This window comes from Altererythrobacter litoralis (genome assembly GCF_036324225.1).
Lineage (GTDB): Bacteria > Pseudomonadota > Alphaproteobacteria > Sphingomonadales > Sphingomonadaceae > Erythrobacter > Erythrobacter litoralis_A.
Genome location: NZ_JAZDQV010000004.1, coordinates 79,879 through 102,564 on the forward strand (window position 1 = coordinate 79,879; position 22,686 = coordinate 102,564).

Sequence of the window (22,686 nt, forward strand, 5' to 3'; positions counted from 1 at the left end):
AGCCACGCTGGCTACTGCGATAGCGGGGGGCTACCGCCTCAATATCCCTGTGCCTGCCCGTCCTTGCGCATCTCGGTCGCGCCGGTCAGCACGCCGGTTTCAGGGTCGCGCGCGATCGCCTGATACCCGCCGAACATGATGCCATTGTCGATGACTTCGACCTTGTGGCCCATGCGCTTCAGCGCTTCGACAGTCGCCGCCGGGATGCCCGGTTCGACGAACAAAGTGCCGAGCGGATCGGCCGAGGGCCCGCTTGCGGCTTCGGTCGGCTGGCGGCCGCCATCGTGGTTGAGCCGCGCGGCGTCGCCCGCTTCCTGCAAATTCATGCCGTAATCGACGATGTTGATCAGCACCTGCACATGGCCCTGCGGCTGCATCCCGCCGCCCATCAGCCCCAACGTCATATAGGGCTTGCCGTCCTTCTTCACGAAGGCCGGGATGATGGTGTGGAACGGGCGCTTGCCCGGCGCATAGGCGTTGGCATGCGCCGGATCGAGGCTGTAAAGTTCGCCGCGATCCTGGAACATGAAGCCCATTCCGTCAGGCGTGAGCCCGCCGCCCATGCCGCGATAGTTCGACTGGATCAGGCTGACCATCAGCCCGTCGCCATCGACCACGGTCATGTAGGTCGTGTCGCCCGGCCCCTCCAGCTTGGGTTCGCCCGGCCCGAACTCGGGAGTGGCCTTGTCCGGATCGATCAGCTCGAAGCGTGCCTTGCCATATTCGTCGCTCAGCAATTCCATCGGGAAGGGCGCATAATCCGGATCGGCGTAGAATTTCGCCACATCGGCATAGGCGATCCGCTTGGCTTCGGTGATGTAGTGGATCACTTCGGGGCTGCCGCGTTCCCATTGGGCAAGGTCGACATTCTTGAGGATGTTGACCATCTGCAGCGCGGCAAAACCCTGCGTGTTGGGTGGCAGTTCGCACAGCTCATAGCCCTTGCGATAATGCACGCAGGCGGGCTCGACCCATTCGCTCCGATGCTCGGCGAAATCCTCCAGCGTGAAGGCCGAGCCCTGGCGCTGCAGGTAGTCGACCATGATCTTCGCGCTTTCGCCGCGATAGAATTCGTCGCGGCCGTTCTGCGCGATCCGTTCGAGCGTATTGGCAAGATCGGGGTTCCTGAAAATCTCGCCGGCCTTGGGCGCACCATTGGCGAACCAGGTGGCGCGGGCATTGCTGAAATCGAATTTGTCCGAGTTGCGTTCGAAACCGGCCAGTGCGCGAGCCAGATACATTCCGATCACCGGCGCGACGGGATGCCCCTCGCGCGCGTATTTGATGGTCGGCGCCAGCACGTCGGCCATCGGCAATTGGCCGAAGCGGTTGTGCATTTCGAACCAGCCATCGACCGTGCCGGGGATAGTGATCGGCAGCGGGCCGAAAGCCGGCAGGCTGTCTGCTCCGCCGAGCTTTTCCTTCAGCTGCTCGAGCGTCTGGTTCTTCGGCGAACGGCCCGAACCGTTGAGGCCATAGAGCTTGTCGGTCTTGGGATCGTAGATGATCACGAAGATGTCGCCGCCGATCCCGTTGCCGGTCGGCTCCATAAGGCCCAGCGCGGCATTGGCGGCGATCGCTGCATCGACCGCATTGCCGCCCGCCTTGAGGATATCGAGCGCGATTTGCGTTGCCAGCGGATGCGCCGTCGCTGCCATGCCGTGTTGCGCGATGACCGGGCTGCGCGACCAGTCGGCACCGATGGGGCGGCCGCCGGCACCGATCTGTTCGGCGACAGGCCGGGCGGAGGCATGATCGTCCGCTGCGAGGGGCGTGGCGAGGGCAAGGCTGGCGATGGTTGCGGTGAGTGCGGCGATAGTGCGCTTCATGGAAGACTCCGGGAACCTGTTCGGGCCGGAGGACTAGGGCGCAGCAACCGAGCCCGCAAGCCTTTCGCTTAGCGGGGCAGGTTCATCGCGTGTCGGGGAAGGCGTGCCCCGCAGGGCACACCGCAGGAAATCAGGCCGCGTCCTTCTTGCGGCTCGCTTTCTTGCGCTCGTGCGGGCACAGGATCGCCTTGCGCAGCCGGATCGACTTGGGCGTCACTTCGACCATCTCGTCATCGTCGATATAGGCGATCGCCTGTTCCAGGCTCATCCGGCGCGGCGGAGTGAGGCGGATCGCGTCATCCTTGCCCGAAGAGCGGATGTTGGTGAGCTGCTTCGACTTCAATGGATTGACTTCGAGATCGTCCGGCTTGGCATTCTCGCCGATGATCATGCCTTCATAGACGCGCGCCTGCGGGCTGATGAACAGCTCGCCGCGCTCTTCCAGCGCGTTGAGCGCATAGGCCACCGCGTCGCCATCCGAATTCGAGATCAGCACGCCGTTGATGCGGCCTTCGATCGGGCCCTTGTAGGGGCCATATTTTTCGAACAGCCGGTTCATGATGCCGGTGCCGCGCGTGTCGGACAGGAATTCGCCGTGATAGCCGATGAGGCCGCGCGACGGGGCGGAGAATGTGATGCGGGTCTTGCCCACGCCCGAGGGGCGCATTTCGACCAGTTCGGCCTTGCGGCGCTGCATTTTCTCGACGACCGTGCCCGAGTGTTCGTCATCGACGTCGATCACGACAGTTTCATAGGGTTCGGTCCGCTGGCCATTCTCTTCGCGGAACAGCACCTTCGGGCGGCTGATGCCGAGTTCGAAGCCTTCGCGGCGCATGGTCTCGATCAGCACGCCCAGCTGGAGTTCGCCGCGCCCGGCCACTTCGAAGCTGTCCTTGTCGGCACTTTCGGTGACGCGAATGGCGACATTGGTTTCCGCTTCGCGCAGCAGGCGGTCGCGGATCATGCGGCTGGTCACCTTGTCGCCTTCGCGCCCGGCGAGCGGGCTGTCGTTGACGGCAAAGCGCATCGCCAGCGTCGGCGGGTCGATCGGCTGAGCGGCAATCGGCTCCTTGACCGCGGGATTGGCGATCGTGTTCGCGACGGTGGCCTTTTCGAGGCCAGCGAGCGCGATGATGTCGCCCGCCTGCGCTTCGTCGACCGGTACGCGCTCGAGGCCGCGGAAGCTGAGCAGCTTGGTGGCGCGGCCGGTCTCGACAATATTGCCGTCCATGTCGAGGGCATGGATCGGGTCGTTGACCTTGAGCCTGCCCGACTGGACGCGCCCGGTGAGCACGCGGCCCATGAAATTGTCGCGGTCGAGCAGCGTGGCGAGGAAGCTGAACGGGCCATTCTCGTCGAGGCCCGGTGCAGGCACATGGCTCACGATCAGGTCGAACAGGGGTGCGAGCGAACCGCTGCGCGCTTCCTGGTCGTCGCTGGCGTAGCCATCGCGGCCCGAGGCATAGAGCACCGGGAAGTCGAGCTGCTCGTCATGGGCGTCGAGGCTGACGAAGAGGTCGAACACTTCGTCGAGCACTTCCTGCGGGCGGCCATCGGGGCGGTCGATCTTGTTGACCACCACGATCGGGCGCAGGCCCAGCGCCAGCGCCTTGCCGGTGACGAACTTGGTCTGCGGCATTGCGCCTTCGGCGGCGTCGACCAGCAGGATCACGCCGTCGACCATGCTCAGGATGCGTTCCACCTCGGCGCCGAAATCGGCGTGCCCGGGCGTGTCGACAATGTTGATGCGGGTGGTGTCACCGCCCTGTTCCCATTCGACCGAAGTGCACTTGGCAAGGATGGTGATCCCGCGTTCCTTTTCGAGATCGCCCGAATCCATCGCGCGCTCCTCGATCCGCTGGTTCTCGCGGAAAGTGCCCGACTGGCGGAACAGCTGGTCGACCAGAGTGGTCTTGCCGTGGTCGACGTGGGCGATGATCGCGATATTGCGCAGCGAGCGGGACATGATGGTCTTTCGAATGGGGTCTGGCGGGCAGAAATAGGGATTGGCGGCATGTTGCGCCGCACAAAGCTGCGCGCCCCTAGCCGATGCGCCGGCACATCACAAGCGCCGGACATGCGATAAGGTACAGTGGACGTAACGTAAGGTGTGTCGCTGCAGCAACACGGAGCGGCGACGATGTCGCGCTACACCGATGAATCTTGTTATGATTCCAACGCTCTCCTACTAGGGGCGGCAAGGATCAGGGTCGATGTTTCTCTCCAGGCAGCATCTCCATCCCCGGTCGTTCAAGAGAGGAGATATCATGCGTTCTATTCTGTCCGGCAATTTTGCCGGCTCGCCCCGCGTTGCGCTTTTCACCGGCGCGGCGGCCATTGCCCTTGCCATGCCTGCTGCAGCGCAGGCGCAGGACGCTGCGTCCGACGAAGGTGAGGAATTCGCCAGCAATGTGATCGTCGTGACCGCGACCAAGCGCGAACAGACGCTGCAGCAAACGCCGATTTCGGTTTCAGTGACTTCGGGCGAAACGCTTGAACAGGCGCAGATCCGCGACGTACTCGACCTGCAGACCGTGGCGCCTTCGCTGCGTGTCAGCCAGCTGCAGAACTCGTCGTCCTCGACCTTCATCATCCGCGGCTTCGGCAATGGCGACAACAACTTCGGCATCGAGCCTTCGGTCGGCGTCTTCATCGACGGCGTGTTCCGTTCGCGCTCGGCCTCGTCGCTCAACGACCTTGCCAACGTCCAGCGCATCGAAGTGCTCAACGGCCCGCAGTCGACCCTGTTCGGCAAGAACGCCTCTGCCGGTGTGATCTCGGTCATCACCCGCGAACCGCAGTTCAAATTCGGTGGCGGCGTCGAAGCCAGCTACGGCAATTTCAACAACATCCAGATCAAGGGCGACGTTACCGGACCCATCAGCGAGAATATCGCCTTCTCGCTCGACGGCAGCTACAACAAGCGCGACGGCTATGCCCGCATCGTCAATCTCGACAAGGACCTGTCGGACCGCAATCGCTGGACCGCTCGCGGCCAGCTGCTGATCGAACCGACCGCCGACCTGCGCATCCGCGCGATCGCCGATTATTCCAGCATCGATGAATCCTGCTGCACCGTCAGCACGCTGGTGGCCGGCCCCACGGCTGCGGCAGTCGTCGGCGTTGGCGGCGCGCTGAGCACCGATTTCTTCAGCTATGACGCCTATCTCAATCGCGTTCCGGTCAACCAGGTCGACAATTACGGCGGCTCGGTCCAGATGGATTGGGAAACCGGCCCGATCTCGGTGACCTCGATCACCGCGTATCGCGAACTGAAGAACTTCGTCGACCAGGACGTCGACTTCACCAGCGCCGACATCGTCAATGAAATCCGCGACCAGAAGGTCGATACCTTCACTCAGGAATTGCGGATCGCCTCCGATTTCGACGGCCCGATCAACTTCCTGCTGGGCGGCTTCTACTTCGACGAGAAGATCAATCAGGAAAGCGACCTGATCACCGGGGCAGCTGCCCGGCCGTTCTTCTCGCTGTTGGCCGGCAACCCGCTGGTGTTCAACGGTGTCGAAGCCGGGCTTGGCCTTCCGCAGAACAGCATCTTCTCGCCCGGTGCGCTCACCGCCGAGAGCTATTCGATGGACAACACCTCGTGGTCGATCTTCGGCACGGTGGATTTCGAAGTGTTCGACGGCCTCGTCCTGACTGGCGGGTTCAACTACACCAAGGACAAGAAGGATTTCGCGCTTAGCCAGACTTCCTACGACGAACTCGCAAACATCAACCTCGTCGATGCCTATATCGTCGGCGGTATCGCGCAGGCGCTGTCCATCCCGACCAGCCAGGTCACCCCGGCGGTGATCCAGAGCTTTGCGACGGGCCAGGCGACTGCGCCGGTGTTCCAGTTCATCGCGAGCCAGGCCATCAATCCCGCCACCAACCAGCTGCTGGCGCTGGCACCGTTCCAGTTCCAGCCGCCGTTCCTCAACATTCCCAATGCGGTTGAGGACGGGAAGACCCGCGACGACGACTTCAGCTACACGCTGCGCGCCGCCTATGACGTTTCGGATCGCGTGAATGTCTATTTCAGCTACGCGACCGGCTTCAAGGCGAGCTCGGTCAATCTGTCGCGCGATTCGCGCCCGCTGTTTGGGGACTATATCCCCGGCCCGTATCGCTCGTCGATCCTCGCACCTTCGTCGCCGATCCGCGACGGCGGGCTGGGCGTTCCGAACCTGACCACCGGTTCGCGCTTTGCCGGTCCGGAAGAAGCGAAGGTCTGGGAAGTTGGCCTGAAGGCTTCGCTCCCGGGCGTGAACATCAATCTGGCGCTGTTCGACCAGACGCTGAAGGGCTTCCAGAGCTTCCTGTTCACCGGCACGGGCTTCCAGCTCAACAATGCGGGCGAACAGTCGGTGAAGGGCTTCGAACTCGACACGCGGATCAATCCGGCTGACGGGCTCGTCTTCACCTTTGCGGCGACCTATCTCGATCCGCTGTACGACAGCTTCACCGAAAGCCCGGTGGGCGATCTTTCGGGCGAGCGCCCGGGTGGCATTCCGTCATGGAACCTCGCCACCTCGGCAACCTACACGCATGAATTCGACGCGGGCCATCGCCTGATCAGCCGCCTCGACTATGCGCATGAGAGCAACACCCGCATCAACAACGGCTTGCCGACCTATGGCCCGAACAACTTCATGCGCGAAGTGAACCTGGTCAATGCGTCGATCACGCTGGCGCTCGAGAACGGTTTCGAGATCGGTGCATGGGCACGCAACCTGCTTGACGACAAGTACATCCTCACGGTGTTCGACGGCGTCGCGCAGGCCGGCACGGTTTCGGGTTATCCCAGCGCACCGCGCACTTATGGCGGTGTGGTTCGCTACAAGTTCTGACGGTTAGCGTCCTGAAGCAAATACTGGAGGGGTCGGTGAAAGCCGGCCCCTTCTTCATTGCGCAATCGACGCGATTGTGTTGCATTGACTTGCAGTTTGTCTTTGTGAGGGGGATCACATGCAAGTCAGCGTATCGAAGGTCTGGGGCACCGTACTTGAAATAGTAAAGGCGCGGCTGGGCAGCCTGGTTGGATTGTGGCTCGTTTATTTCGCGATCCAGATGTTCGTTTCCGCGGTCGCATTCATGTTTATAGGGGCATCGGTGTCTGTCGCCGCGCTTGAAGGCGACCCCAATGCCCTTGGCGCGATGGGCCTGGGCATGCTGCTGTTCATGGCGATCATCTACCTCGGCTATGTGTACATAGCGTCGGCGCAGAGTGCCGCGATGAGCCGCATGGCATCGCCGCTGGTGCAAACGAGCTTTGGGGATGCCTTCAGTTCCGGCTTCGCCAATGGCCTTACGCTGCTGGGTACGACCGTCCTGCTGTTGCTGGGCTATCTCGTCGGCTTGCTGGTGCTTGGCATGGTGGGCGAAGGAGTGGCGATGGCTGGAGTGATTGCGCAGGGAGTCTGGAGCATCGCCTTGGCCGCGCTCTTGATCTACCTGGCCTGTCGCCTGATCATCCTTCCGCCTGTGGTGGCAGTCGAGGGTGTTCGCAATCCAATCACCGCAATTGTCCGCAGCTGGCAGCTCACCAAGGGGAAGGTGCTGGGCATTTTCCTCTCGCTGCTGGTGTACATCGCCATTGCGATTGTGGCAGTCGGCGTGCCGTTCGCCATGTTCTTCGGGACGATCATCGGCTTGTCACAGGGCGATGTCGGCCCCGCCATCGGCGCGATTTTCGGCATGGTGGTTATCTTCGCGGTCCTGGCGGTGCTGCTGGCTGTGCTCGGGTCAACGTTTGGTGCGGTGGTGCACAGCGAGCTCGTCGGCAGCGAAACAGCGGAATAGGGCCGGGCTACCAAGCCGGCAGCTGCCTTTTCAGGGCTAGAGCTCGCGCAGCGCCTGCGCGGGCTTGGCCTTGAGAAGCGGCAGCGAACCGCCCAGCGCGAAACCGAGCACCAGCACCAGCCCGATGCCGAGCACGCCCAGCACCTGACGCCAGTTCGGCAGCCAGTCGAATTCGAACAGCTCGATAATCACGAACCAGGCGAGGGTGGAACCAAGCGCCAGCGCTACGACAGCCAGCAAGAGTGCCAGCAGGCCGTATTCGGCGAGTTGCATGCCCAGTACCTGTCGGCGGCTTGCGCCGAGCACGCGCAGGACCACCGTGTCATAGGTGCGCGATGCGCGGGCCGCGGCGATCGCGCCCATCAGCACCGCGAGCCCGGCCAGGACCGCGACCGAGGCGGCGGCCAGCGTCGCCGCGCCGACCTGCTCAAGGATAGTGCGTGCTTCGACCAGCACCTGGCCGATCTCAATCATCGAGCTCGACGGGAAGCGTGCCACCATCTGCCGCAGCAATTCGCCCGAAACGCTCTTGTCCGACAGTTCGATCGTCGCAGCGAGGTTGTGCGGCGCATCGGAGATCGCATTGCTTGAGAAGACGAGGGCATAGTTGAAGCCCATGCTTTCCCAGTCGATCACGCGCAAATTCGCCACGCGCACGTCGCGTTCGATCCCGAGCACGCCGATGGTGAGGTAATCGCCGGGCTTGAGGTCGATCGCGCGCGCGAAATCGGCTTCGACCGAAACCAGCGGCTCACCGTCATAGCCTTCGTTCCACCATTCGCCTTCGACCAGCGAATTGCCCGGAGGCAGCGTGTCCGAATAGGTCAGCCCGCGTTCGCCGCGCAGCACCCATGCGCCTTCGGGAATTTCCTTGAGGTCGGCGACGCGGGTCATTTTGCCCTTGCTGCCATAGGCGAGCACCGAACCGCGCAGTGCTGGAACGGTGCGGATCGAAGCATTGGGATCGAGGCCGGTCACCAGCGCGCGGAAATCGCTTTCGCCGTCGCGCGGAATGTCGAGCACGAAATAGTCGGGCGCTTCGCGCGGCACGCGTTGCTGGATATTGCCGTCGATCGCGCTCTGGATCGCGGCGAGCAGTACGAAAGCGGCGAGGCCGAAGCCGAGTGCGGTCACCAGCGCCCCTGTGGGTGCGCCGGGGCGGTGAAGATTGGCCACTGCTGCGCGTAGCAGCGGATTGGTGGTGCGCGGCGCGCGCTTTGCGGCGATGCGGATCGCAAGTCCGATCAGCGCCAGCGCAATCAGAGCGCCGCCCGCGCCGATAAGGAACCCGCCCGATAGCATAGGCTGCGACGTTGTAAGCAGGGCGAGGGCGCAGATCGCGGCAATCCCTGCGCCCGTCCAGGCCAGGGCGCGCCAGTCGCGCGCCAGCGGCGTAACGCGAGCCCGCATCAGCGCCATCGCAGGGAAGGCTCGGGCGCGCAGCAGCGGGGTCGCAGCGAAAGCGAAGGCAACCAGCAGGCCATAGGCCGCGGCCAGCGCCAATGGCGCAGGTTCGATCACGAAGCCGGTTTCGACCGGCAGCAGGCCTTGCAAGGCGGCGCCCAGCAGCGGGGTCACCAGCACACCGGTGGCGATCCCCGCGATGCTGCCGACCAATGCGGCAGCGCCGACCTGAAGCCCATAGATGCGCACAATGTCTCTGCTCGATGCGCCGAGTACCTTGAGCGTGGCGATCGAATTGCGCCGCGCGTCGAGATAGGAAGCTACCCCGCCACCAATCCCGATCCCTGCAATCACCAGCGCGGCAAGCCCGACAAGGGTGAGGAAGTCGCTCATGTTGCGCACGAAGCGGTCGGCCCCGGGCGATGCGCGGTCGCGGGTGCGGAAATCGAACCCGGCATTGGGAAGGCGCGCTTCGAGCGCTTCGGCAACATCCGCCGGATCGTCAGTGCCGCTGAAGGCGACGCGGTATTTGCTCTCATAAAGCGTGCCCGGCGCAATCAGCCCGGCGCGCAGCGGATATTCCTCTGCCACGATCACCGTGGGGCCGAGTTGGAACCCTTCGGACAGGCGATCGGGCTCGTTGTCGATCACCCCGGCGGCGACAAGTTCTGCCGTACCGACACGGAAGCGGTCGCCCACTGCGATGTCCAGCCTGTCGAGCGCCCCCTGGCCTAGCCATGCTTCGCCTGCTGTCGGGGTGCCCACGCTTCGCCCGTCCTTGAGCGTAAGCGTGCCGTAGAGCGGCCATTTGGCGTCGACCGCTTTAAGTTCGATTGGCGCGGCGGCATCGGGCGTGCTCGCCATCGCCTGCATCCGAGTGCCGCCCGAGATTTCGCCATATTCGCTCAGCGCCGCCTTTTCCTCATCGGAAAGGTCGCGCTGCCACACTTCGACTTCGAGATCGCCGCCGAGCAGTTCCTGCCCGCGATTTGCCAATTCGCGTTCGATCGCGGCAGTCAGCGTGCCGATCGCGGCGAGCGCGGCAGTGCCAAGAAAGATGCACACGAGCAGCAGCCTGAGGCCCCTGAAGCGGGCATTCAGGTCGCGCCGGGCGATGCGCCAGGCCGCTCCCCAGGTCAGGTGCTGGTTCATGCTGCGGCGCTGGCCGACGCGGTGTCGGAAACGATCACGCCGTCGGCCATGGTGACAACCCGCTCGCACCGTTCGGCAAGCGCGCGGTCATGCGTGATCATCAGCAGCGTCGCGCCGGTTTCCGCACGGCGTGCGAACAACAGCTCGATGATGTCCTTGCCGGTGGCAGCGTCTAGATTGCCGGTGGGTTCGTCGGCGAAGATCAGTTCCGGGCGCGGCGCGATTGCGCGGGCAATCGCCACGCGTTGCTGCTCACCGCCCGACAGCTGGGTGGGATAATGGTCGAGCCGGTGGCCCAGGCCGACTGCCTTCAGCTCGTCCACTGCGCGTTCGCGCGCATCGGCGACCCCATGCAGTTCCATCGGCGTGGCGACATTCTCGGCTGCGGTCATGGTCGGCAAGAGGTGGAAGGCCTGCAGGACGATGCCGATGCGGCCGCGGCGCGCCTGTGCCAGTGCATCCTCGTCCATCGACGTGAAATCGGCTCCGGCGACCATCAAGGCGCCGCTCGTCGCGCGTTCCAGGCCGGACATCACCGCCATCAGTGAGCTCTTGCCCGAACCGGAAGCGCCGAGCAGCGCCACGACTTCGCCCGAAGCGATGTCGAGGTCGAGCCCGCGCAGGATTTCGACCGGCGCGGCAGCGATGCCGAGCGTGAGTGTGAGATTTCGGGCGGATATTGCGAGAGGGGGCTTTGTCACGGGTTACGCATTCGCATAGGGGAGGGGGCCGCACAAGGAGACTCGCAGATGGCAAAAGGCGTTTGGTCGATCATGCTCGCGCTGTTCCTCGCAGCCTGTGGGGCGGATGTGCCCGCCGACGATCCGGCAGGCGCGGGTTCCGATACCAATGCAGCAGAAGTGGCGACGGTTCCCATAATGGGGCCGGAGCGCAATATCCTCGCCTTCGGGGACAGCCTGTTCGCGGGCTATAATGTCGCGAAGGAGGCGAGCTATCCGGCGCGGCTGGAGGCTGCGCTGCGCGCGCGCGGGATCAATGCGCAGGTCGCCAATGCGGGCATTTCGGGCGACACCAGTGCCGCGGGGCTGCAGCGGCTGACATTCACGCTCGATGCACAGGCGGAAAAGCCCGATCTTTTTATCCTTGAGCTGGGCGGCAATGATTTGCTGCGCGGCCTCTCGCCCGAACAAACGCGCGCGAACCTCGCTGCAATTCTTACGGAGCTCAAGGCGCGCGGCATCCCGGCTCTGATCATGGGAATGCGCGCGCCGCCGAACTACGGCCCCGAATACCAGGCGCAATTCGATGCGCTCTATGCGGATCTGGCGCGCGAGTATGGCGCGGCACTGGTGCCGTTCTGGCTCGAGGCGATTTACCAGGACCCGTCGCTGTTCCAGTCTGACCGGATCCATCCGACCGAGGATGGCATCGAAGAACTGGTGGCAGCGACTATCGGCCAGGTTTCGGAGGCTTTGCCCCCGAGTGAGGAAAGCGGCTAAAGCCGTTCTGCGGTCCCGCGGCTGATCCGCCAGACGGCGGCTTCGCCCAATATATCCTCGAACGGAGCGGGTTCGGTCCCGGTCAGCCACACCTGTGCGCGGCCGATCCGCAACCGCTCGAACAATGCGGCGCGCCGCACCGGGTCGAGATGCGCGGCGACCTCGTCGAGCAGCAGGACGCCCGGGCGGCCCTCCGCCGCAAGCGCGGCATGCGCGAGAGTGATCGCAATCAGCATCGCCTTTTGCTCGCCGGTCGAGCAGGAGCTGGCCGGCTGGCCGCTGCCTGACATCACGACCTCCAGCTCGTCGCGATGCGGCCCGGTAAGCGTCCGTCCGGCAGCCCGGTCGCGATTGCGGTGGCGCGCGAGTTCCGCACGCAGTTCCTCGCGCGTGGCGGGGCCACCGGGGCGGTAGGTGAGGATCGGGCGGGCGAATGGCTGGTCGGGCAGGGCAGTCAGCTCGTCCGCCAGTGTCGCAACCAATGCTGCGCGCCCGGCGGTCACTTGCGCGCCGTGTTCGGCCAACTGCGCTTCGATTGCTTCGAGCCAGGTGGCGTCGCGGCTGTCTTCGAGCAGCTTGTTGCGTTCGCGCAGCGCGGTCTCGAAGCGCGACACGGCGCGCGCATGGGTCGGGTCGATCGCCAGTGCCAGCCGGTCCATATAGCGTCGCCGCGCACCCGCGCTGTCCATAAACAGCCCGTCCATTGCCGGGGTCAGCCATCCGATTGCGAGCCATTCGCCCAGGCTTTGCGCGCTGGCCTCCGCCCCGTTGATCCGCACCAGTCGCCGCCCTGGCCGCTCCGGCTCGACGAAAGTGCCGATCCGCGCACTCTCATGTCCTTGCTCGTTCAGGCTTGCCCCGATCTGGAAACCACCGCCGCCATCGGGGCCTGCGAGCTCCGAAAGCGCAGCGCGTCGCAACCCGCGCCCCGGTGCGAGCAGCGAAAGCGCCTCAAGGATGTTGGTCTTGCCTGCACCGTTCTCGCCCACCAGCAGGTTGAGCTGCGCCGTTCCGCCCAGTTCGGTCTGGCGGTGGTTGCGGAAGTGCGAAAGGGCGATGCGATCGAGCGCCATGGCTGCCCCAGCGCTTAGCATCCCGGGCGGAATTGGCCACTTTCGACTGACGTGAAATCAACGATCCTGAAATATGGTGAAAAACACTAACCTTTCGGATCAGTGAATGGCGTGTTGTGAGGTGGAAAATCAAAAAACCGCAGAATTCCGCCATTTTTCGAAATTGGCACACCTCCTGCAGACAGTTGGGTGTCCCGCGAAATACTTCGCCGGAGAGTTACAAACAGGAGTTAGAGACAATGTTTTTCAATGCAGACACCACCAACAAGCTTTTTGCCGCGATTACCTCGCTCGTTCTTTCCGCTGCCGTGATGGCCGCAACGATCGTTCCCGGCAGCCCCCTCATGTTCGCCTGATTGAACAGGCTCACAAGGTTCAGAAAAGGAGTTAGATGATGTTTTCCCGTTTCGATATCGGCAACCGCATGTTCGCTGCTGTCGCTTCGCTTGCGATGTCCGCCGTCATGATGGCGACGGTTATCGATTATGCCACCCCGCTTTCGGGAGTTGTCGCATGAACCAGCTCGATCCCAACCCCGTCGGTGGCGCGCCCAGCCGCGGTTTCCACCTCGACAAGCAGGACGGCAAGATCTTCGGCGTATGCGCCGGCATCGCCGATTACTTCGGGATCGATCCGCTGGTCGTGCGCCTTGGCTTCGTTGCCGGCACTGTGATTGGCTTCGGATCGCTGATCCTGGTCTATCTCGCGATCGCGCTGATCGCGGATTGAGCGCAGCGAAGAAAAAGCGGTCCCCGGTTTTTCGGACCGCTGCGCAACGATCTTGAACAAACCGGGAGGGGCCAGCTTGGCCCCTCTTTTGTATCCGCTATCCGAATGCGCGCTTCACATCACATCGCCGAAATGCCGCCGTCGAGCTTCAGCTCCGCTCCGGTCATGAAACGGCTTTCATCGCTCGCCAGATAGACCACCGCATTGGCGATATCGTTGGGTTCGCCCACGAATTTCAGCGGAATCTGCCGGGCCAGCTTTTCCATCAGCACATCCTTGTCGAGATTATGGTTCCGCGCGGTCCCGTCGAGGATCGGCGTGTCGACAAAGGTGGGGTGCACCGAATTGCACCGGATCTGCATGTTCTTTTTCGCGCAATGGAGTGCGATCGACTTGGTCAGCATCCACACCGCCGCCTTTGACGAATTGTAGGCAGGCATGGTGTCGCTCGCGATCAGGCCCGCGATGCTCGAGATATTGACGATCGATCCCGGCGCATGCTCGCGCATCAGCGGCAGCGCCTTCTGGCAGCCGTGAAAGATTGAATCGACATTCACGGAAAAGCAGCGCTTCCAGTCTTCGAACTTGCAGGTCTCGATATTGCCTCCCACGCCGATCCCGGCGTTATTAACCAGCACGTTGAGCCCGCCAAGGTTGTCGCGCGCCGCGTCGACTGCGGCCTCCCACGCCACGGGATCGGTGACGTCGTGCTGCACGGCATAGGCTGTGCCTGCGCCAAGGTCGGCATTGATCGCCGCGGCAACCGCTTCGGCGCCCGCGCCATTGATGTCGGTGCACAGCACCCGCGCGCCTTCTTCCGCCAGCCGTCGCGAATGGGCAGCGCCCAGTCCCTGTGCCGCACCCGTTACCAGCGCAAGCTTGCCCGCACACCGTCCTGCCATAGCCTTCAATCCTCTCCGATAAATCCAGCCGCCATCAGCATGGCGACACGCACGTCGACACCGTGCCCCTTCGCGCGCCGTTCCGCAACGAATTGCGGCAAGTCGCGCAAGCGAACGCGGTGAACCCTGATATCCTCGCTGGCGGTTCCGCCGCCTTCGCCAACCTTGGTAAGGCCATGCGCGCGCAGCAGGGTAAAGCTTTCGGAGACCATGCCGGGGCTGGAATAGAATTCGCCAAGGTTTTCGATCCGCGCCGCGCGATAGCCGGTTTCTTCCTCCAACTCGCGTAGCGCGGCCTCTTCGTCGGCTTCGCCGGCCTTGCTCTCGTCATCGCCGATCAGCCCGGCGGGAATCTCGAGGCAGATGCGCCCCAGCGGCACGCGATATTGCTCGACCAGGATGACATGGCCCTCGTCGTCGATTGCGATGATCGCGGCGGCGCGAATCCCGCGCGATCGCGCGACATATTCCCACCGGCCGCGCGTCTTGGCGGTGACGAACTTGCCCTGCCACTCGATGGTTTCGGGCTTTGCGGCATCGGGGTCGCTCGGAGGAGCGGAATCGGGATCACTCATCCGATGAGCGTTAGACTTCGATCAGCCGGTCGGGCAACTCGTTCTCGTCATGCTCGTCGCGCGGGAAGTGCTGGCTGAGCACTTCGCCAACATCGCGCACCCCGGCCGCCAGCCCTTCAGCCATGCACCCGCGGCGAATCTGCTCGAGCATGTCGGCCATGGCCTGGCCCCAGACCTCGGGCTGGACTTGCCCCGCAATCGCTTCGTCTGCAACGATCTCGGCGCGGTGCTCCCGCATCGAAAGGTAGATCAGCACACCGGTGCGGCCATGGGTGCGCCGCTCGGCCCCCACCTTGAAGTGCTTGATCGCCGCATCGTGCACGCGTGCATGTTTAACCGGCGCAGGAATCAGCGCGAACTTGAGCCATTGCCATTGCTGGACCAGCAGCACGGCGAAGAATTTGAGCAGGCCAACTGCGGTGAGCAGGCCGAAGAGCTCGCCGGTGGTCCATTGGTGGTTCCAACCGCCGCCAAGCAGTTCCAGTTTCGACATGTAGAATTGCGGGAACAATGCGATGGCCGTCATCGCGGTGAAAGCCGCAGCGATCGACCACCACAGCGCGACATCGGAGTAACCGTCGCTGCGATCGGCAAGCACGGTCACGATCTCGCCGCTGGTGTGCAGTTCGGCTTGTGCAACGGCATCGGAAACGATCCGGTGCTGTTCGCTTGTCAGATAGCGCCCCATTTACCACCCCCCGGAGGCGCCGCCGCCCCCGAAACTGCCGCCGCCGCCCGAAAAGCCGCCGCCGCCGAAGCCGCCGCCTCCGCCACCCCAATCGTCCCCGCCAGAGAGCGCACCGCGCAGGATGGCAGAGCCGACCTCCCACAGGATGATGTCGCCCACGGTGTCGCCGAAGTCGCGGCCTTTGCCGCGATAGCGCCTGCGCCGGCGGCGCCCGCGCAGCATCGGCAGCACGAAGAAGAACAGGATGAATGCGATCCAGAAGATCGCGCCAACGGGAAATCCGCTGTCGCTTTCGCGCTTTTTCCCGGCGTCGGCGGCAATGGCGCGCGCCTCTTCCTCGGGCAATTGCAATTGCTGGATAATCGCATCGGTGCCCGCCACGATCCCGCCCGCCAGGTCGCCCTCGCGTGCGCGCGGCAGGATGGCGTTGTTGATGATGAGCGATGAGAGCGCATCGGTGAGATAGCCCTCAAGCCCGTAGCCGACCTCGATCCGCACCTTGCGCTCACTGGGCGCGACGATCAGCAGCGCCCCGTCATTGCGCTCCGCATCGCCGATGCCCCAGGCCCGGCCAAGCTGGTAGCCGTAATCGGCGATATCATAGCCCTGCAGGTCGGGAATTGTCGCGATGACCAATTGCCGCTGCGTTTGCGCTTCGAGTTCTTCGAGCTTCCGGTTGAGTTCGGCCTCGGTCGCATCGGGAATGATGTTTGCGGCATCGACCACGCGCCCGGTCAGCGCAGGGAATTCCTGCGCCGCAACGGGTGCGGAAATCAGCGCCGCGAACGCAGCCAGGATCAGCGCAAGCGCGCGCACCGGCTGGCTCAGTTGCCCGATGTCATGTCGAGTTCGGGAGCGACTTCGGCGCCTTCGGTGACGGCTTCATAAGGCACCATCGGCTCGGCGCCATGGATCACCTTCGCGCCGATGATGTCGGGGAAGGTGCGGATGGTGGTGTTATACTGGCGAACCGCTTCGTTATAGTCGCGGATGGACACGGCGATGCGGTTTTCCGTCCCTTCGAGCTGGCTCTGCAGCGCCAGATAGTTCTGGTTCGACTGGATCTGCGGATAGGCCTCGAAGCTCGCCAGCAGGCGGCCGATCCCTGCGCCCAGCTGCGCCTGTGCGGCCTGGAACTCGGCCATCTTTTCGGCATCGCCCAGATCGTTCGCATCGATGTTGACGCTGGTGGCGCGGGCGCGCGCCTCGGTCACTTCGGTCAGGATCGAGCGTTCGTTTTCACCGGCGCCGCGCACCACTTCCGCGAGATTGGGGATGAGGTTGGCCCGGCGCTGGAATTGCGCCTCGACATCGGCCCACTTGGCCTTGGCGTTTTCTTCAGCGGTGGGGACCGAGTTGATCCCGCAGGCGGACAGGCTGAGCGCAAGGCCGGCGGCAAGCGCGAAACGGCGGAGTGCAACGGCGAAATTCATCGGAATTCCTTTCGGACATGGCCCGGCAAAGGGGGGCGGGCATCTGTGTTGGGATTATAGGACACCCCTGTGGATATTCAAGCAGATCCGAGGCTTGGCAAGCGCGGGGGGCAGTGCAAGACTGCGCGCCTTCCCCGGCTAAATGAGGAGGATAGCATGCTTTCGGAATTCAAGGCCTTCATCGCCAAGGGCAATGTGCTCGACCTGGCGGTTGCCGTGATTATCGGCGGTGCATTCGGCACGATCGTCACTTCGCTGACTGGCGACATCATCATGCCTTTCGTCGGCGCCATCTTTGGCGGCGTCGATTTCACCAGCAAGTTCATCCTGCTCAGCGCGCCTGCGGGATACGAAGGTTCGATGACCGATTATGCTGCGCTCAAGGAAGCGGGGGCAGCGATGATCGGATACGGCGCCTTCCTTACTGCGCTGATCAATTTCCTGATCCTCGCCTTCGTCATCTTCCTGCTGGTGCGGCAGGCCAACAAGCTGATGAAGAAGCAGGAAGAGGCGCCGCCTGCACCCTCCGGCCCGACCGAGATCGAATTGCTGACCGAAATCCGCGACGCGCTGAAGAAGTAGGGGCGTCGATCCTTCTTCATTCCCGTGAAAGCGAGAATTCAGGTCTTCTTTTTTCCGCAGGCCCCTCCGGGCCTGCGATTTCCTCGCTCACACGATCAAAGATCGCGTCGCTGCGGGCGGGCGGTCGCCCTTGCGGCGGCTTTGCCGCCGATACGCGCCAATCCTCGCCTAGATTCCCATCCACTTCCCATTAATGCTGCAATGCCTATATAGGGCCTGCCGGTTTCGGCCGGCTATGGTGATAAACTGCGGCGTGCAATAGGCACAACGGACCCGGGGGCAGTACCCGGCGGCTCCACCACAAAACCCGGCAAAATCCGGGGGTTATGACGGGGCCGAACCAGGATCGACGTGTGTTGAAAAACGTTGTTTTCACCCGGGCTGAGTACCCCGTAAAACTGTTCAAAACACACAAGTGCCAACGATAACGAAGCACTCGCTATTGCTGCGTAATGTGACGGCCTAACGGCCTGAATTTACAAAGCTAAAGCGCGGTTGGACCGACCGGGCAACAGAACGGATACCGGGGGCCCGGGGGAGCCTAGCAACAGAATCCCCCACCTTCTCAATCGGAGAAGCCTTCCATGCACATTGTCGTCACGATCGATGTTCCCGATCTCGATCAGGGGATCGCGTTCTATCGCGATGCGCTCGGTTTCGAGGAGCGGGTGCGGCCGCTGCCGAACTTCGTCATCATGACGAATGGCAAGGCGCGGATCGGGTTGATGCAGAAAGATGCCGGGACGAGGCCAGCCCCCGGCTCAGACGATATCCGCGACTATGGACGGCACTGGACGCCGGTTCATGCCGATTTCCATGTCGAGGAGTTTGAAGAGACGCTCGCTGCAATTGTTCGCGCGGGTGGGCGTGCGGAACAGAAGGCGGGGGGAGGGGCCTTGCCCGACGTCGCCTTTTGCAGCGATCCCTTCGGACATGGTTTTTGCCTGATCGGGCCGCGGCCCGAAGCTAGCTAGCTTCGTTCGATTCTTCGCGTTCGCGCTTTTCCTGCTCATAACGGATCGCGTCGAGAATCTTCGCGCCGCCAAGGAACACTGCGCCAGCGGTCGCAGCCCAGAGCAAATAGCCACCGAAGCCGGGATATTGGAGCGTGTAATGTGCGCCGCGGGTCATCGCCCCCAGGGCCAGCGCGTAGATGATAAGATACGCTTCCCAGCGCGTCTTGATCACGAACAGCCGACCGATCTTGCGCAGCATCAGGAGCCTCTTTCGAATCCGCCGCGACAAGGCGCGGGTGGTTAACAGGAGGTTATCCTATTGATGGCGCGCTTGGTGTCCAGCGCGTTAACCTAGTTCGGTGAGGTCCAGCGCTTCCAGCAGGGCATAACGTGCCGATGTGACACTGTTTTTGAGAGCTTCGCTACCCAGGTCGGCGGGATCGATCTGCTCGGGCCAGTTCGCCGCAATGACCGACTCGAGCAGTTCCGCCTTCGCTTCACTCAGAAGGAAGCGCGGATCGACAGTCTCCGGGTCCGCCACCACACGCAGGCGCAAGCAGGCAGGGCCGCCGCCATTTGCCATCGACTGGCGCACGTCCACCGGGATCACCTGGCGGATCGGGCCGTTCGAAGCGATCATCTGCTCGCACCAGCGCCAGACGCTTGGCGATTCGCGGCATTCTTCGGGCACGATCAGCACCATTCCGCCTTCGGGAAGAGTCACAAGCTGAGCGTTGAAGAGGTAGGTCTTGATCGCTTCGGCGAGGCTAACCGCACTGTCCGGTACTTCGACCACCTGCAGCGCTGGGAAAGCCTTGCGCATTGCGTCGTAAGCGGCCTGCCGGTCGGCAAAGGCAAGCTCATGCGCGAAGATCACGCCTTCATTGGCGACTGCCACCACATCATTGTGAAAGGCGCCGGCTTCGATCGCGGCGGGGTTCTGTTCGACGAAGACTGCGCGTTCGGGAACAAGGCCATGCAGGCGGGCCACCGCTCGGCAGGCCTCGACATGCTGGCGTGCGGGAAATTTGCCACCGGGTTTCCCATAGACGAACACTTCCACGCCCGGCTCGCCATGGCTGGCGCATAGCCGTATGTGGTTGGCCGCGCCTTCGTCGCCGAAGCTCGGCGGCACCGCATCGTGCAAGGTGAAATGCTCGCGATTGCCGAAGGCGATTTCGAGCTGGCGCTTAGTGTCGGGCCATTCCTGCGCGCGATGGATCATGGTGACGAGGTTGGCGGGGGTCAGGTGACATTTGCCGTCTGCCGTGTCGGGCGCGGGGCTGACTGTGGCGGCGTTGGCGGTCCACATGCTGCTGGCCGACCATGCTGCGGCGAGCAAGCCCCTCTCGGCAGTCTCGTCGACTGCCAGCGCGCGCAGCAAGCCGTCATTGGGCCGGGGCAAAGGCAGGAGGAAGCCCTGCACGCCCAGCCGGGCAAGGTTTCCGCGCATCTTCGCCACGCCCTGCAACGCAGCCGCGCGCGGGTAGGAGACATTGCCCTGATGCTTTGCGCTGGCGATGTTCCCCAGGCTCAAGCCCGCGTAATTATGGCTGGGGCCGACAATTCCGTCGAAATTGATTTCTTGCAGCAAACCCAAATCTCCGTTCGCCCTGAGCCTGTCGAAGGGTCGTACTTCCTATTGCCCGCCGGTCCAGATGAAGGACAGGGCTTCGACAAGCTCAGCCCGAACGGGTCAGGGGCGTTGTCCTATCTCGTAACGCTCCACACCTTGTCGCCCACTCCAACGCCAAGCACGTCCGCTGTCACCGAATCGATTGCGATCGACCCGTCCTCGCCAAGCGCGCGCGCGCCGAAACAGGCACGGAATGTGGCCAGATTCCCGGTCGCTATGATCGCGCGTTCGCCCTTGTCGCAATCGAGCGAAGCGACCGTGCGCGCTTCAGCCTCAGCCACGCTTTTCACTTCGTCGGTGCGCGCGGTCATGGTCGGCCCACCGTCGAAAATGTCGACATAGCCTTCGAAGCGGAAGCCTTCATTTTCGAGCATGCGCATCGCTGCGCGACCGGTGGGGTGGGGCACCCCGATCACGCTGCGCGCCTCGTCATCCAGCATCGCGACATAGACCGGGTGCTTGGGCATCAAATCGGCGATAAACTGGTTGCCGTTGATCGCGTTGAAATAATCGGCCTCCTGGAAGTTCATCCCGAAAAACCGGCCTGCGACCCCGTCCCAGAAGGGCGAGCCGCCACGCTCGTCGATGATCCCGCGCAGTTCCGCCAGCACACGGTCGGCAAAGCGCGCGCGATGCATCTTGATGAAGAGATAGCGGCTGCGCGCCAGCAACAGGCCCAGCCCGCCTGCGCGCTCATTGGGGTGGAGGAACAGCCCGCCGACCTCGCTCGAACCTTCGAGGTCGGTGACGAGGCTCAGCAGTTCGGCGCGCACAGTGCGGTCGAGCTCCTGCGAATACTGGGTCAGCGTGTTGAGCCGATAGGAATAGAACGGCCAACGCTGCCCCACCTGGGTCATCAATTGGCAAGTGCCGCGGATCGCGCCCGTTTCGGAATTCTCCAGCACCAGCACGAATTGCTCGTCGGCCAGCTCATCGGCTTCATTGGCAAAGGCGGTTCCGGCGCGTTCGAGCTTGGCGCCGAGCGCATTGCGGTCAGGCGGCAGATTGGTGAAGCCGCCGCCGGTAAGCTTGGCCATCTCGTAAAGCGGTTCGAGGTCGTCGGCGCGGGCGGCGCGCAGGCGGAAGGTCAATGGAGTTCTCCGTTGGCAATGCGGGTGATGACGAGTGCGGACAGCGCAGCACGTTCGGCCAGGCTGGGCACGATCAGGAATTCGTCGGGCGAATGGATTGCTCCGCCGCGCACGCCCATGGTGTCGACCACAGGTACGCCGCAGGCGGCGATATTGTTTCCGTCGCACACCCCGCCAGAGCTTTGCCAGCGGATTGCCTGGCCCAGTTCGGCACCGCAGGCCTTGACGAGGTCGAACAGGCGCTGCGCCCGCTCATCGACCGGCTTGGGCGGGCGAGTGACTCCGCCGTGGCGATGAATCCCGACTTCGTGTTCGCGTTCGACTGCGGCGAGGACTTGCGCGAGATCGCGTTCGAAGCCCTCCATCGCTTCGGTCGATTTGGGCCGGATATTGAAACGCAGCACGGCATGGTCAGGCACGACATTGTTTGCCGCGCCGCCTTCGAGCTTGGCGGGATTGATGGTAAGGTCGTCACGCTCCATCCCTTTGAGGCGCAGGATCAGATCCGCTGCGGCGACCACGGCGTTGCGGCCTTCATGCGGATTGCGCCCGGCATGTGCGCTCTTGCCGGTGAAGGTGATCGAATAGTTTCCTGTGCCGCCGCGCTCATGCGCCAGCGTGCCGTCGGGCAGGGCGGCGGGTTCATAGGTAAGCGCCGCGAGCTTGCCCTGCGCAAGTTCGGCGATGAGCCCGGCCGAAGCGAGCGAGCCGGTCTCCTCGTCCGAATTGATCATCACGTCATAACCAAGCGCGCCGATCGTCCCGGCGGCCTCGGCTACCTTCAGCGCCTGCAGCATAACTGCGATTCCGCCCTTCATGTCGGCCACGCCCGGGCCGTTGAGGGTCTCGCCGTCGAGCCATTTCTGGCCCTGGAAGGCGTGATCGGCCGGGAACACCGTGTCCATGTGGCCGGTTAGCAGGATGCGGCGATTCGCTTGCGGGCGAACACGCAGGACCATGTGCCTGCCATGCGGCTTGGCGAATTCATGTCCGTTCGCGTCGATCGCGGTAACCGGGGCGGGCTCGACCAGTTCGATCTCGCCGGGCAGCGCAGAGAAAGCCTCGACCAATGCAGCCGCCTGTTTCGCCAGCCCGTCCAGATTCGCGGTGCCGGTATTGATTGCGCTCCACGCCTGCACCTGTTCTAGCATGGCGGGCGCATCGATCCGTTCGAGAAGGGCGGTGTGCGAGGCAGGCGTTTGTTGCATGTGTAACCGCTCTAGCCGTGCCGTAACGTCAGGCCAAGCCGTGCGATGAACTCATCCATTGCCCGGTTGCAATTGGCCTATGCATTGGCCATAGCCCGCGCCATTCCTCCCCGGGATACAGTCCGATAATCCGCCTGCCGTAAGCCGGCCGGCCCAACTGTGC

General features: G+C 63.4%; 22 protein-coding genes and 1 other RNA gene. 9 read left to right on the forward strand and 14 right to left on the reverse strand.

Going from position 1 to position 22,686, the window contains the following annotated elements; translation table 11 throughout:
• Positions 1 to 38 precede the first annotated feature (38 nt).
• Positions 39 to 1,829, reverse strand: a complete 1,791-nt coding sequence (ggt, locus tag VRS74_RS05390) for a gamma-glutamyltransferase (protein ID WP_354144224.1) — start codon at positions 1,827 to 1,829, stop codon at positions 39 to 41.
• Between the two features lie 130 nt (positions 1,830 to 1,959).
• Positions 1,960 to 3,795: a translational GTPase TypA gene (gene typA / locus VRS74_RS05395; RefSeq protein ID WP_354144225.1), complete on the reverse strand. Its 1,836-nt coding sequence runs from the start codon at positions 3,793 to 3,795 to the stop codon at positions 1,960 to 1,962.
• 301 nt (positions 3,796 to 4,096) lie between these two features.
• Between typA and VRS74_RS05400 the strand changes: the two genes are divergently transcribed.
• Both VRS74_RS05400 and VRS74_RS05405 read left to right on the forward strand, forming a co-directional pair.
• On the forward strand, positions 4,097 to 6,682 hold the full coding sequence (locus tag VRS74_RS05400; RefSeq protein ID WP_354144226.1) for a TonB-dependent receptor: 2,586 nt from the start codon (positions 4,097 to 4,099) through the stop codon (positions 6,680 to 6,682).
• A 118-nt stretch (positions 6,683 to 6,800) separates the two neighbouring features.
• A complete protein-coding gene (locus tag VRS74_RS05405; RefSeq protein ID WP_354144227.1) occupies positions 6,801 to 7,634 on the forward strand; it encodes a hypothetical protein in 834 nt (277 codons plus the stop codon).
• Positions 7,635 to 7,670: 36 nt separating this feature from the next.
• On the opposite strand, the gene VRS74_RS05410 is transcribed toward VRS74_RS05405, so the two are convergent.
• A complete protein-coding gene (locus VRS74_RS05410) occupies positions 7,671 to 10,190 on the reverse strand; it encodes an ABC transporter permease (RefSeq protein WP_354144228.1) in 2,520 nt (839 codons plus the stop codon).
• Entirely contained in the window at positions 10,187 to 10,891 is a 705-nt protein-coding gene (locus tag VRS74_RS05415; protein ID WP_354144229.1) for an ABC transporter ATP-binding protein, read from the reverse strand. The genes VRS74_RS05410 and VRS74_RS05415 overlap by 4 nt, the downstream gene beginning before the upstream one ends.
• A gap of 48 nt (positions 10,892 to 10,939) precedes the next feature.
• On the opposite strand from VRS74_RS05415, the gene VRS74_RS05420 reads away from it, so the two are divergent.
• Positions 10,940 to 11,650, forward strand: coding sequence for an arylesterase (locus VRS74_RS05420; RefSeq protein WP_354144230.1), 711 nt, complete (start codon positions 10,940 to 10,942; stop codon positions 11,648 to 11,650).
• On the opposite strand, the gene recF is transcribed toward VRS74_RS05420, so the two are convergent.
• A complete protein-coding gene (recF, locus tag VRS74_RS05425) occupies positions 11,647 to 12,723 on the reverse strand; it encodes a DNA replication/repair protein RecF (protein ID WP_354144231.1) in 1,077 nt (358 codons plus the stop codon). The genes VRS74_RS05420 and recF overlap by 4 nt on opposite strands.
• A gap of 239 nt (positions 12,724 to 12,962) precedes the next feature.
• Here recF and VRS74_RS05430 point away from each other — a divergent pair, with 239 nt between their 5' ends.
• The 3 genes from VRS74_RS05430 to VRS74_RS05440 are packed head-to-tail and all read left to right on the forward strand — an operon-like array spanning position 12,963 to position 13,452.
• Positions 12,963 to 13,079, forward strand: coding sequence for an enoyl-CoA hydratase (locus tag VRS74_RS05430; protein ID WP_354144232.1), 117 nt, complete (start codon positions 12,963 to 12,965; stop codon positions 13,077 to 13,079).
• Positions 13,080 to 13,114: 35 nt separating this feature from the next.
• Entirely contained in the window at positions 13,115 to 13,240 is a 126-nt protein-coding gene (locus VRS74_RS05435; protein WP_354144233.1) for a hypothetical protein, read from the forward strand.
• On the forward strand, positions 13,237 to 13,452 hold the full coding sequence (locus tag VRS74_RS05440; RefSeq protein WP_354144234.1) for a PspC domain-containing protein: 216 nt from the start codon (positions 13,237 to 13,239) through the stop codon (positions 13,450 to 13,452). Before VRS74_RS05435 ends, VRS74_RS05440 begins: the two co-directional genes overlap by 4 nt.
• Positions 13,453 to 13,571: 119 nt before the next feature.
• Here VRS74_RS05440 and VRS74_RS05445 read toward each other — a convergent pair whose 3' ends face one another.
• Genes VRS74_RS05445 through VRS74_RS05465 form a run of 5 tightly spaced genes read right to left on the reverse strand, consistent with a single transcriptional unit; the run spans position 13,572 to position 17,050 of the window.
• The gene (locus VRS74_RS05445) at positions 13,572 to 14,354 is read right to left on the reverse strand and encodes an SDR family oxidoreductase (protein ID WP_354144235.1); all 783 of its coding nucleotides are present in this window, start codon (positions 14,352 to 14,354) and stop codon (positions 13,572 to 13,574) included.
• 5 nt (positions 14,355 to 14,359) lie between these two features.
• Positions 14,360 to 14,929: an NUDIX hydrolase gene (locus VRS74_RS05450; RefSeq protein WP_354144236.1), complete on the reverse strand. Its 570-nt coding sequence runs from the start codon at positions 14,927 to 14,929 to the stop codon at positions 14,360 to 14,362.
• A 10-nt stretch (positions 14,930 to 14,939) separates the two neighbouring features.
• A complete protein-coding gene (locus VRS74_RS05455; protein WP_354144237.1) occupies positions 14,940 to 15,617 on the reverse strand; it encodes a TPM domain-containing protein in 678 nt (225 codons plus the stop codon).
• The gene (locus VRS74_RS05460; protein ID WP_354144238.1) at positions 15,618 to 16,433 is read right to left on the reverse strand and encodes a TPM domain-containing protein; all 816 of its coding nucleotides are present in this window, start codon (positions 16,431 to 16,433) and stop codon (positions 15,618 to 15,620) included.
• An 8-nt stretch (positions 16,434 to 16,441) separates the two neighbouring features.
• Positions 16,442 to 17,050 carry a LemA family protein gene (locus tag VRS74_RS05465; protein ID WP_354144239.1) on the reverse strand — a complete coding sequence of 203 codons (609 nt, stop codon included), beginning with the start codon at positions 17,048 to 17,050 and terminating at the stop codon, positions 16,442 to 16,444.
• Positions 17,051 to 17,206: 156 nt separating this feature from the next.
• On the opposite strand from VRS74_RS05465, the gene mscL reads away from it, so the two are divergent.
• From mscL to VRS74_RS05480, 3 genes are all read left to right on the forward strand, one after another.
• Complete coding sequence (mscL, locus tag VRS74_RS05470; RefSeq protein ID WP_354144240.1) at positions 17,207 to 17,632, forward strand: large conductance mechanosensitive channel protein MscL; 426 nt, start codon at positions 17,207 to 17,209, stop codon at positions 17,630 to 17,632.
• A gap of 180 nt (positions 17,633 to 17,812) precedes the next feature.
• Positions 17,813 to 18,158, forward strand: a transfer-messenger RNA (tmRNA) gene (gene ssrA, locus VRS74_RS05475).
• Positions 18,159 to 18,216: 58 nt separating this feature from the next.
• Positions 18,217 to 18,606 (forward strand): VOC family protein, encoded by a 390-nt coding sequence (locus VRS74_RS05480; RefSeq protein ID WP_354144241.1) that lies wholly within the window; start codon positions 18,217 to 18,219, stop codon positions 18,604 to 18,606.
• Here the strand turns inward: VRS74_RS05480 and VRS74_RS05485 are convergent.
• The 4 genes from VRS74_RS05485 to VRS74_RS05500 all read right to left on the reverse strand — a co-directional run bounded on the left by VRS74_RS05485 (position 18,599) and on the right by VRS74_RS05500 (position 22,523).
• Complete coding sequence (locus VRS74_RS05485) at positions 18,599 to 18,847, reverse strand: hypothetical protein (protein WP_354144242.1); 249 nt, start codon at positions 18,845 to 18,847, stop codon at positions 18,599 to 18,601. The genes VRS74_RS05480 and VRS74_RS05485 overlap by 8 nt on opposite strands.
• An 87-nt stretch (positions 18,848 to 18,934) precedes the next feature.
• Positions 18,935 to 20,182, reverse strand: a complete 1,248-nt coding sequence (locus VRS74_RS05490) for an N-succinylarginine dihydrolase (protein ID WP_354144243.1) — start codon at positions 20,180 to 20,182, stop codon at positions 18,935 to 18,937.
• A 116-nt stretch (positions 20,183 to 20,298) separates the two neighbouring features.
• Positions 20,299 to 21,315 (reverse strand): arginine N-succinyltransferase, encoded by a 1,017-nt coding sequence (locus VRS74_RS05495; RefSeq protein WP_354144244.1) that lies wholly within the window; start codon positions 21,313 to 21,315, stop codon positions 20,299 to 20,301.
• A complete protein-coding gene (locus VRS74_RS05500; protein ID WP_354144245.1) occupies positions 21,312 to 22,523 on the reverse strand; it encodes a hydrolase in 1,212 nt (403 codons plus the stop codon). Before VRS74_RS05500 ends, VRS74_RS05495 begins: the two co-directional genes overlap by 4 nt.
• Positions 22,524 to 22,686 lie beyond the last annotated feature (163 nt).

Coding starts and splice junctions, on each gene's coding strand:
- ggt (WP_354144224.1), bottom strand. CDS start 1,829: ATGAAGCGCACTATCGCCGCACTCACCGCAACCATCGCCAGCCTTGCC.
- typA (WP_354144225.1), bottom strand. CDS start 3,795: ATGTCCCGCTCGCTGCGCAATATCGCGATCATCGCCCACGTCGACCAC.
- VRS74_RS05400 (WP_354144226.1), top strand. CDS start 4,097: ATGCGTTCTATTCTGTCCGGCAATTTTGCCGGCTCGCCCCGCGTTGCG.
- VRS74_RS05405 (WP_354144227.1), top strand. CDS start 6,801: ATGCAAGTCAGCGTATCGAAGGTCTGGGGCACCGTACTTGAAATAGTA.
- VRS74_RS05410 (WP_354144228.1), bottom strand. CDS start 10,190: ATGAACCAGCACCTGACCTGGGGAGCGGCCTGGCGCATCGCCCGGCGC.
- VRS74_RS05420 (WP_354144230.1), top strand. CDS start 10,940: ATGGCAAAAGGCGTTTGGTCGATCATGCTCGCGCTGTTCCTCGCAGCC.
- recF (WP_354144231.1), bottom strand. CDS start 12,723: ATGGCGCTCGATCGCATCGCCCTTTCGCACTTCCGCAACCACCGCCAG.
- VRS74_RS05430 (WP_354144232.1), top strand. CDS start 12,963: ATGTTTTTCAATGCAGACACCACCAACAAGCTTTTTGCCGCGATTACC.
- VRS74_RS05435 (WP_354144233.1), top strand. CDS start 13,115: ATGATGTTTTCCCGTTTCGATATCGGCAACCGCATGTTCGCTGCTGTC.
- VRS74_RS05440 (WP_354144234.1), top strand. CDS start 13,237: ATGAACCAGCTCGATCCCAACCCCGTCGGTGGCGCGCCCAGCCGCGGT.
- VRS74_RS05445 (WP_354144235.1), bottom strand. CDS start 14,354: ATGGCAGGACGGTGTGCGGGCAAGCTTGCGCTGGTAACGGGTGCGGCA.
- VRS74_RS05450 (WP_354144236.1), bottom strand. CDS start 14,929: ATGAGTGATCCCGATTCCGCTCCTCCGAGCGACCCCGATGCCGCAAAG.
- VRS74_RS05455 (WP_354144237.1), bottom strand. CDS start 15,617: ATGGGGCGCTATCTGACAAGCGAACAGCACCGGATCGTTTCCGATGCC.
- VRS74_RS05465 (WP_354144239.1), bottom strand. CDS start 17,050: ATGAATTTCGCCGTTGCACTCCGCCGTTTCGCGCTTGCCGCCGGCCTT.
- mscL (WP_354144240.1), top strand. CDS start 17,207: ATGCTTTCGGAATTCAAGGCCTTCATCGCCAAGGGCAATGTGCTCGAC.
- VRS74_RS05480 (WP_354144241.1), top strand. CDS start 18,217: ATGCACATTGTCGTCACGATCGATGTTCCCGATCTCGATCAGGGGATC.
- VRS74_RS05485 (WP_354144242.1), bottom strand. CDS start 18,847: ATGCTGCGCAAGATCGGTCGGCTGTTCGTGATCAAGACGCGCTGGGAA.
- VRS74_RS05500 (WP_354144245.1), bottom strand. CDS start 22,523: ATGCAACAAACGCCTGCCTCGCACACCGCCCTTCTCGAACGGATCGAT.